This is a genomic window from Nostocoides australiense Ben110 (assembly GCF_001050535.1).
GTDB classification, from domain to species: domain Bacteria; phylum Actinomycetota; class Actinomycetes; order Actinomycetales; family Dermatophilaceae; genus Nostocoides_A; species Nostocoides_A australiense.
In genome coordinates this window covers 3,423,618-3,432,162 of record NZ_HG764815.1, presented here as the reverse complement: position 1 = coordinate 3,432,162, position 8,545 = coordinate 3,423,618, and the positions used below count along the sequence as shown (strand labels likewise).

General features: G+C 67.0%; 7 protein-coding genes and 1 pseudogene. 7 read left to right on the top strand and 1 reads right to left on the bottom strand.

The genetic code is table 11. From position 1 onward, the window contains the following. The coding region (locus BN11_RS16700; RefSeq protein ID WP_048693490.1) for an IS110 family transposase at positions 1-399 on the bottom strand (399 nt) is incomplete at its 3' end. Positions 400-601: 202 nt separating this feature from the next. Between BN11_RS16700 and BN11_RS16695 the strand changes: the two genes are divergently transcribed. The 7 genes and pseudogenes from BN11_RS16695 to BN11_RS24160 form a co-directional block, all read left to right on the top strand. After that, positions 602-2,401 carry a DDE-type integrase/transposase/recombinase gene (locus BN11_RS16695; RefSeq protein WP_048699478.1) on the top strand — a complete coding sequence of 600 codons (1,800 nt, stop codon included), beginning with the start codon at positions 602-604 and terminating at the stop codon, positions 2,399-2,401. Beyond that, a complete protein-coding gene (locus tag BN11_RS16690; protein WP_157044239.1) occupies positions 2,398-3,504 on the top strand; it encodes a TniB family NTP-binding protein in 1,107 nt (368 codons plus the stop codon). Before BN11_RS16695 ends, BN11_RS16690 begins: the two co-directional genes overlap by 4 nt. Beyond that, positions 3,501-4,946 (top strand): TniQ family protein, encoded by a 1,446-nt coding sequence (locus BN11_RS16685; RefSeq protein ID WP_048699476.1) that lies wholly within the window; start codon positions 3,501-3,503, stop codon positions 4,944-4,946. Before BN11_RS16690 ends, BN11_RS16685 begins: the two co-directional genes overlap by 4 nt. Next, on the top strand, positions 4,936-6,585 hold the full coding sequence (locus BN11_RS16680) for a TniQ family protein (protein ID WP_048699475.1): 1,650 nt from the start codon (positions 4,936-4,938) through the stop codon (positions 6,583-6,585). Before BN11_RS16685 ends, BN11_RS16680 begins: the two co-directional genes overlap by 11 nt. After that, positions 6,582-7,397 carry an abortive infection family protein gene (locus tag BN11_RS16675; protein ID WP_083433824.1) on the top strand — a complete coding sequence of 272 codons (816 nt, stop codon included), beginning with the start codon at positions 6,582-6,584 and terminating at the stop codon, positions 7,395-7,397. The genes BN11_RS16680 and BN11_RS16675 overlap by 4 nt, the downstream gene beginning before the upstream one ends. Position 7,398: 1 nt before the next feature. Next, the gene (locus BN11_RS16670; protein ID WP_048699473.1) at positions 7,399-8,220 is read left to right on the top strand and encodes a hypothetical protein; all 822 of its coding nucleotides are present in this window, start codon (positions 7,399-7,401) and stop codon (positions 8,218-8,220) included. Positions 8,221-8,334: 114 nt separating this feature from the next. After that, positions 8,335-8,545 (top strand): annotated as a pseudogene (locus BN11_RS24160) (IS3-like element ISAar46 family transposase); the annotation flags it as partial.

The following is an 8,545-nucleotide window of genomic DNA, read 5'->3' as shown; positions in this document are numbered from 1 at the left end:
CGCGCGGACCAGATCCCGGGCTGATTCCTGAGACGGTGTCGGGATAGCGACCGGCACGATGTCGCCGTTACGGGCCAGCCGGGCCAGCAACAACGCATCCCGCCGGTCGGTCTTGACCCGATCCCCCACCGGCCGCAACACCTTCGACGGCGCCGCGACCTGACAGGCATGACGCGCCGTCAGCAGCGCCCGCGCCAACCCGAACCCCGTCGGCCCCGCCTCATACGTCACCAACACCGGACCATGTTCTGCCGCAACAGATTCCACGAAACCCACGACATCGACCACCGGCGCAGAGACCGTCCGCTCAATCACCTCCCCCGTGACCGTGTCGATCGCCGCCGCTCTGACCGATCTCGCGTGCACATCCAAGCCGATACTCGTACGCTCTATGAACACCGGGGCCTCCTATGCATGTCGGCACCGCCAGCCCATCTGGCAGGTGATCCACGATTCTCTGCATACGCGAGGCCCCGGCCTCAACCCTCAACCGAAACCCCGCCCGCCCCCATAGGGTCTAGATCGGCGTCGTCAACGCAACATGGAGGCGGGCAAAGTCACACCTCGAGCGAGGGTTGGCGCGGTCTCACAGCGTCAGCTGATGAACTGGCTGTCCGACTTCGACCGCCCGATCAACGGCGGCCTCCTGGCCTTGGTGGACAAGCGCCGTGTTCGCCGGCATTCCGCCTTCGGAGGTCTCGATCCTGAGGTGCGACGCGTCGCCGACGACATCGCCGCCCGCATCGATGGGACACAAGCGGTTCGCTCGATCGATGAACTTCTCCGCCGCACGCTGTTGGCGCTCAAAGCCGAGGGTTTGGACTCGCTCGACCCACCGGAGTCGACCCTGCGGACCTACCTGACGCAGGCTGCTCAAGCCGCTGGCCGCACAACTCGTTCCCACACGACCAAGAAGCTTCGCGGTGTCCTGGCCTTGACCGCCTACCCCGCCCTTCGACCGGGCCAAGTCGTCGCGATCGACGTGACCCGCAGCGACACCTTCTGCGTCGACCCGTGGACAGGCAAACCCATATCGGTCGAGATCATCACCGCCCTGGACGTGTGTACGCGTGTCGTCCTGGCTCTACGGGTCGTGCCCCGCAGCGCAAACGCCATCGAGGCCGGCCTCATCCTCTACGACGTGCTGCGCCCGTTCAGCCAAGTCGTCGAACCCGGCCAGGTTCATGACTGGCGCTGGGCTGGAGTCCCGGAGGCGATTGGCTCGATTGATGATGCCGTCGTCGAGGCCGAACGCCTCTCCGGGCGCCCGCTGATCGGGGAGCATGCGATCCCGGGACTGCTCCCGGACGCGATCCGCGCCGACAAGGGCAGCATCTTCACCGGCCGCTACTTCCGCGAAGTGTGCACCCTCTTGGGAATCCACCTCCTGCTCTCCCGGGCGAAGAAGCCCACCGACAACGCGTTTGTGGAGCGCTGGCACGAGACGCTGCAGCGCTGTTTGCTGCAGTTGTCCGGCCACAAGGGCCGCAACGTGTCCCAGCGGGGCAGCGACGCCGGCAAGATCGTCGTCGACAAGAAGGGTCGCGCCGTCTTCAAGGGCGACGGCCCGAGCCTGACGCCGCGCGAGCTCGAACTCCGGCTGCGGGAGTTCATCTGCACCGACTACCACCGCACCCGCCACGGCGGTCTCACGGTCGTCGACCGCACCATGGAAGACCGCTCACCGGCGGTGGGGATGACCCCGCTGGAGGTCTTCGACGCGCTCCTGGCCGCTGTGGGCCGGCTGCACGTCCTCCAGCGCCCGGACCTTCTCTATGACCTGCTGCCACAGCTGTGGCTGACGATCCGCCACGACGGCGTCGAGTACAAAGACCTGACGTTCGACTGCGCGGAACTGGACGACTTCCGCTCTGTCCCCAAGGGGTTCTTCCGCGACCAGGACCGTGCCGCGCCCTTCTTCATGGATCCGCGGGACCTCGCGCGGTTGTGGTTCCGTCGACCTGACACCGGCGCCGTGGTCGAGGTCCCTTGGCGGCGAGCATTCCAGCTGCAGGCGCCGATGACCGACCTGGTCCTCGACGCCGCCGCCAAGGCCGTGAAACGTCGCGGCGGCACGAACACCACCATCAACAAGGACAGCGTTCAGCGGGAAATCCTTGAGGCCATCAACGACATCGCCTCAATCGACCGCCTCCGAGCCAACCCGGACCTGGTCGACTGGAAACCCAACAAGGTCGCGGCGGCCCACCTGCGCGAATCACGATCCCAGTTCGACCACGCCGAAGCCGCCGAAGCTGGCGCCCGCGGCACCCGACGCACCCGCCACGGTGCCTCATCCAAGGGAACCCGCGCCGATGCGAGCAGGTCGAGCACTCCACCAGCATTTGACCCGACACAGACGGCGTGGCCGACGCTGGAGTCACAGGAGGGGGAGCCGTGAAGGCGTCCCGCCTGCACGCGCAGGCCTACGCACCTCCTTTGACACCGCCGCCGACGTTGACTCGGGCTGAGGCCGGGGCAATGTCGGAGGCCAAGCGTCGTGAGTATGCCCGTGAGGTACGCCGCTACCTCAACGGCCACTACTTCGACTCCGAGCGGGATCGTCGGATCCGGCAGGTCCTGAACGACCTGATCGAAGACAACGCCCAGATGCTGACCGGGACCCGGGAGGTCGCACTCCTGACCGGCTTCAACGTCCTGGGCAAGTCCACGGTCCTGTACCAGCTGTCGTATGCCGTGCACCGCCACCACGTCGGGCCGGACGGTGACCCCGAACGTATGGCGCGGCGAACCACGACCCGCCGGTTCGGGGGCCGTGACCAGGAAATCCACCCCACCCACGCGCCGGTGCTGTTCTTGTCCCTGGAAGCCGCGACCACCGTCACCCGGTTCAACGAGCTCGTCGTCGAGGCCTTCGACATGGACAAGAGCACCGCGAAGAAGGCCTTCACTCTCGACCTGGTGCTCGAGCATGGGGTACGGCTGCTGGTCATCGACGACCTCCACCAGCTGATCCTGACCGAACGCCTCGGCCGGTACGCCCTGGACCACCTCAAAGCGATCGTGACCGCCCTGGGTGAGTACGGCATCACTGTCATCTTCTCCGGCGCGAACCTGCACGCCCACGACGTGATGAGCGACCCCCAGATCACCGGCCGCGCCTACGCGATCACCGTCGCCCCCTACGGCTCCGACACCCGCGACCAGGTCCTGGCGTGGCAACGCTTCCTCAAAGAGTCCGGCGACGTTATCGCCCCGTTCCTTCCCGCCGCAGAACCGGGCATGCTGCACAACGACCTGCCCGGGTTGATCCTGGAACGCACCCACGGACGGATGCAGGCCATCGTCACCCTCCTGCGCCAGGCCACCGTCGCGGCGATCGTGGACGGCACCTGGGCGGTCACCGAGGAACATGTGCTGGCCGTTCCCGCGTCCAAACTGACCATCGACGAACTCGCCAAGAAGGCCGACAAAGCAGCCGCGAAGCCAACCCAGCTCCATCCCACGGTCAGCGTCACCCAGCACGGGCAGGTCACCGGATGAGCGACGCCAGCCAGCTCCCCGTCGCTGTCGACATCCAGCCCGGGGAAGACATCGCCGCCTACCTGCAACGGGTCGCCGACGCCAACTACCTCGATTTCCGCGATTTGACCAGCCACCGGCGCACCGCCCGTGTCTGGGAGAACCCAGAGCACCCATTTCTGGCCCAGCTCTCGTCGATCACCGGGGTCGCCGAGGAACGCCTGCGGGCTGCCACGCTGGGGGGTACCTATCCGGGGATGGCGCTCGGACGGGCCCGGACCGGGCGCCGGTATGCCGGCCAACCCGCTACATGCCCCCGCGGCTGCTTTGACACGGTCGCCGCAAGGCTCAACCTGGTCGTCCTCTGCACCAACTGCGAAGAACTCTTCATCGATCGTCTCGACCCCACGCCACCACCGGTCCCGACCCGCGTCCGCCATGTTCACCGAGAGGTGATGGCCACCCTGGCGGCGACGACGTCCAGCCAGTCTGCTCAAGATCGGCTCCGGCGCCTGGAATCCCTCATGGCCGAGGTCGAACTCGCCCTCTGGCGGAACTGGCCCCCGCTGTTCGACGGGGAAACGCAACAGTGGAGAACTCGTGCGGTGCGCTGGGTCGACCGTAGCGTCATCACCGGCCGGTACACGATCGCACGCCCCCCGTCGATCACCGCCACCCTGCTCACCCTCACCTGGGACGCGTCGGTTGATCGGGCCACCGCCGAGGCGATGCTCGATGACATCGCCATCATGGCCGACCCGTGGGATCCCGACCCCCAGGAGATGCCGGACTGGCGCAACGCACTCGACGCGCGCGGCGGTCTACTCGACCTCCTGGAGAACCTCGGCATTCAGGCGCGCCACGTCCCGACCACCCTGCGGCTGCACGACGACCCGATGATCCTTCCGGAACACCACCGCACCCACCGAACCGCCGAAGCCCTCGCCCTGACCGCCCTAGCCAGCGAAGCCCACGGCACCGCCATGACGATCGCCGCAGCCGCCTCCCTCCACGCAGCAGGCTCCTCCCCGCGCGCCCAACGCGTCGCAGCACGCCTGCTCCACGACACATACGCCCTCCGCCGACTCGCCGTGCATGCTGAGCGACTGCACTCCGCAGGCCTGCTTGACCGGGCTCAAGCCCGTGCGGAACTGCGCGGAATCCAACGTCTCCCGTCGAGCGCCCTCCGAGATGTCCCGCGAGCCGGTGGCGCGCACATCGATCGCGAGGTCGCGGCTGCCTGGGTGTGGCTCGACGCCACCGCAGGCCGGCCCGCCGGTGGGCCCCATCCACACCGAGCCAGTGCCGACATCGTGACCTTCGATACCGCCCTCGACCCCGAAACGAAACTCCACCTGCGCGCCTGGTGGCAGGACCGGCTCGCCAACAGCAGCGACCTGCTCAGGACCCAAGAATCCGCCTCGCCGGCCGCTGCAACCGAGGAGAGTCGGGATGCTGGCTGACAACGCCGATACCTACCTGCCGACCCTCGTCGATCTCGCTCCCGGAGAGGCCCTGGATGCCTACCTCGAACGCGTTGCTGACGCCAACTACCTCGCCACGGCTCGCCTGATCGAGATGGTGCGGGCCGGGCATGACACCACCACTGCGTACCTCATGCTTGCCCCCACATCGGTGACCCTTGAGCGGATCGCCCGCCTCACCGGAGCCGAGACCGCCGCCCTGCAGAACGCGACCCTGGCGGCATTTGACGGAACGAGCCTCGATCTGCGGGGGCTCGACCCCGCCCACCAGTCCAGTTTCCGCACCATTTCCGCTCGCGGCTGGATCCCCGGCCACGGCACCCAGATCTGCCCGGCATGCCTCGCCGACGACGGCATCTGGCGCACCACTTGGCGCCTGCCCACCACGACCGTATGCCGCACCCACGGCACCTACCTGCTCGCCACGTGCCCCGGCTGCCAGCGCCCCTTCCGCGACCAGCGCCACTCACCCCTGCGCGTCGTTGGTCCCCAGACGGTGTGCGGCAACCCTCTTGGCCAAGGCCCACGCAAGCAATGCCGCGTCGACCTCACCACTCTCACTGCCGAGCCGGCCGACGATGGCTGCCTCCAACGCCAAGCACGGCAAGACGCCACCGAGGCCGGCGGGACCGTCGCCACGTTCGCCGGCGGACTCGACGCGCCAGAGTTCACCGCAACCCTCCGATCATTGACCGCCCTTGTGCTGCACCTCGCCGCGGCATCCCGAACGCCGGACAACCTCCCTTGCTGGGCACGTGACGTCGCGGATGCCAGCACACCCAGTGTTCGGCGCTGGAGCATCCGCCCGCCCCAAGACCCCGTACTTCGCTCACGCGCGCTCACGGCAGCCGACCGCATCCTCGTCGCGGAGGACATCGACACCGCCGCGGCCCGATTCGGGCACTGGCTCCAGCACGTCCCCGACGTCCCCGAAGGCCGGCTCGGATGGCTGGCCGACCACACCCGCATGACCTCGACCCTCACGCGGCTTGTCATGGCCGCCCACGCACCGCGGCGTCGCCTGTCCCATCTCCTCGACCAGCAACCACCGCTGACCGACTCGACCCGGCAGATCCCGCAAGTCCTCCCCGCTCGCCTCATCGACGAACACCTCGGCGGGCTCTTCGACTCCCGCCCTGCGACTATCGGCCTCTTCGCATCCCTCTGCCTCGCCAGAACCCACCCGCACATCCACTCCTGGGCCGATGCAGCCCGCGAACTCGGGCTTTCACCCGAGGTCGGCGAACGCACCGCACGCGCCGGCTCTGCATCGATGACCGCATCGCCCGCCGCCGTCGTCGCCGCCCTCGGCGCAGCGAGCCGTGAGCTCGAGATCGACTACCGAGATCTCGAAGACCGTGTCCGGCACCTTGCCCGCACCACCCGCTGGTTCACTCGCTGGGCCCGTGCCAACCGTCCAGGTAGTCGCTCGTCTAGCCACTCGTACGCCGTCCAGTGGTTATGGCTCGAAGCGGCGCAGAGCCACCTCGCGTCGGCGCCGACAACTGGTGACCCATGGCGCTATCGAAAGTTCGCGCGATCCCTCACCATCGCGCAGACCCGGGCCTTGGCCGAGATCGTTCTGAGAGTCACCCATCAGCCGGAGGAGCACCGATGAGTCCTCGTGCCACCGTCCCTTTGACCAGCGACATCAGCGCTGCCCTGGCCATGTTCTTCCACGCTGGCGCGGGGCCTAGCCACACCACGATCACGACCGTCCTGACGGGCTCGGGATACGGGGACAATTACGTCTACAACCCCAATGCGCAGGGTACGAACAAGCAACAGCGGGTGCTGACCGCGTTGAGAACCGCGCAGCGTGAGCCGACTCGCGCCCGCACCCTCGTCGACGAGCTCCTGTCGACACTGCGGGTGGCGGGCCTGATCGGAGAAGAGGCTTCCGGGGAGAACGTGGACCGTCTGAAGCGCGCCCTGGCCTCGTCCGGCTGGTACCTGACCGAGGACGGATACCTGCAACCCTTTGGCAATGTCGATCTAGACACCGGTGGCCGGCCAGCCCTCGAGGAGCAGGTCGATCGCCTTCGTCGCTCCACCAGTGACCCGGCGCTGCTCATCGGGACCGCCAAGGAACTCCTGGAGTCTGTGTCGAAATTCGTCCTAGAAGAGCTCGGCATTCCGGTGGGCAACAAGATGTCATACGACCAGTTATGGCACCTCGCCAGGGAGCGGCTCGGCGTGCTGCCCCAGCAGGTCGACCCCAACCTGCCGGGCGTCGAAGCCATTCGCGCAATCCATCAGTCAACCTGGAACATTGCCGACCAGATCAACAAGCTACGCAACCTGCAAGGAACAGGCCACGGCCGGACTCTGCCCAGCGGTGTCTCCGAGGATCTCGCCATGCTCGTCGTCCGCGAAGCCGCCACAGTCGCGGACTACATGCTCGCCAGACTCGACCGAGAGAAGGGCTGACGTGCCCAGCCAAGGTGCTCTGTTCGGCGGGCCAGACCGGGAGGTTCCAAAGCCCGCCCGCCCGGACGAACTGGAGGTCCTCATCACCGTCAAAGCCGCGCCCAACCCGTCAGCGAAAGCGGGCGAGACGGTATGCGTGGCCGGCCTTGGGCTTTCCCGCGGCCGCACAGAAGCGCGCTGGATCCGCCTGTACCCCATCAACTTCCGATTCCTCGAGCAGGACCAGAAGTTCAAGAAATACGACATCATCCGAGTCAGGGCCACGCCCGCCACCGGCGACTCCCGTGTCGAGTCATGGCAACCGGATATGTCCACCATGGTCGTGATCGACCACCTCGATCCCTGGAAGCGTCGTCGTGCACTTCTCGACCCAACGACTGTGGACACCATGTGCGAACTGAACCGGCAGAACCAGCAGGCATCGGCGGCGCCATCGCTCGGGCTCGTCCCTGTACGGGAACTGATCGATCTGCGGATCACTGATCACGCCGGCTGGACGCCAGAAGAACAGGCCAAGATCGACGCGTACGTGAACCAGATGGACTTGTTCGACGACTCAGACAAGAGCCCGCTCCAGGCTCCACGACTCGAGGGTCACTACCGATGGAAATGCTACGACCCTCAATGCAAGAGCCACGACCAGAGCATCATCGACTGGGAGTTCGTAGCGCTCCAACGCCGCCTCGGTAACAGCACCGAGGCCGCTGTCCGCGCCGCGCTCAAGGAGCGGTTCGTCGACATGATGTTCAAGCCGCCCCGGACACCCGCCTTCTTTGTGGGCAACCAAGCCAAACGCCACCCCCTGTGCGTCAGGCTGTGGTGAGACACGACGACTGAGTTCCTTCCCTTGCACGGGGTGAGAAGCGAGTAGTAGCTGATGACGATGACTTTGGCCGATGGGGCCGTTGATGATGGGGTCATGGGACCTCGAGGTGACCGGCCCAAGCGGCGGGTGTTCACGGCGGAGTACAAGGCGCGGATCCTGGCCGAGTACGACGCGGCCGAGCACGGTGGGCGGGGTGCGGTCCTGCGCCGGGAAGGGCTGTACTCCTCGCACATCGTGGAGTGGCGTCGAGCGGCTGACGCCGGTGCCCGGGCTGGTTTGGGCCCGGTCTCGCGGGACCGCCGCGACCGGGAGATTGAGGAGC

Coding starts and splice junctions, on each gene's coding strand:
- BN11_RS16695 (WP_048699478.1), top strand. CDS start 602: ATGAACTGGCTGTCCGACTTCGACCGCCCGATCAACGGCGGCCTCCTG.
- BN11_RS16680 (WP_048699475.1), top strand. CDS start 4,936: ATGCTGGCTGACAACGCCGATACCTACCTGCCGACCCTCGTCGATCTC.
- BN11_RS16675 (WP_083433824.1), top strand. CDS start 6,582: ATGAGTCCTCGTGCCACCGTCCCTTTGACCAGCGACATCAGCGCTGCC.
- BN11_RS16685 (WP_048699476.1), top strand. CDS start 3,501: ATGAGCGACGCCAGCCAGCTCCCCGTCGCTGTCGACATCCAGCCCGGG.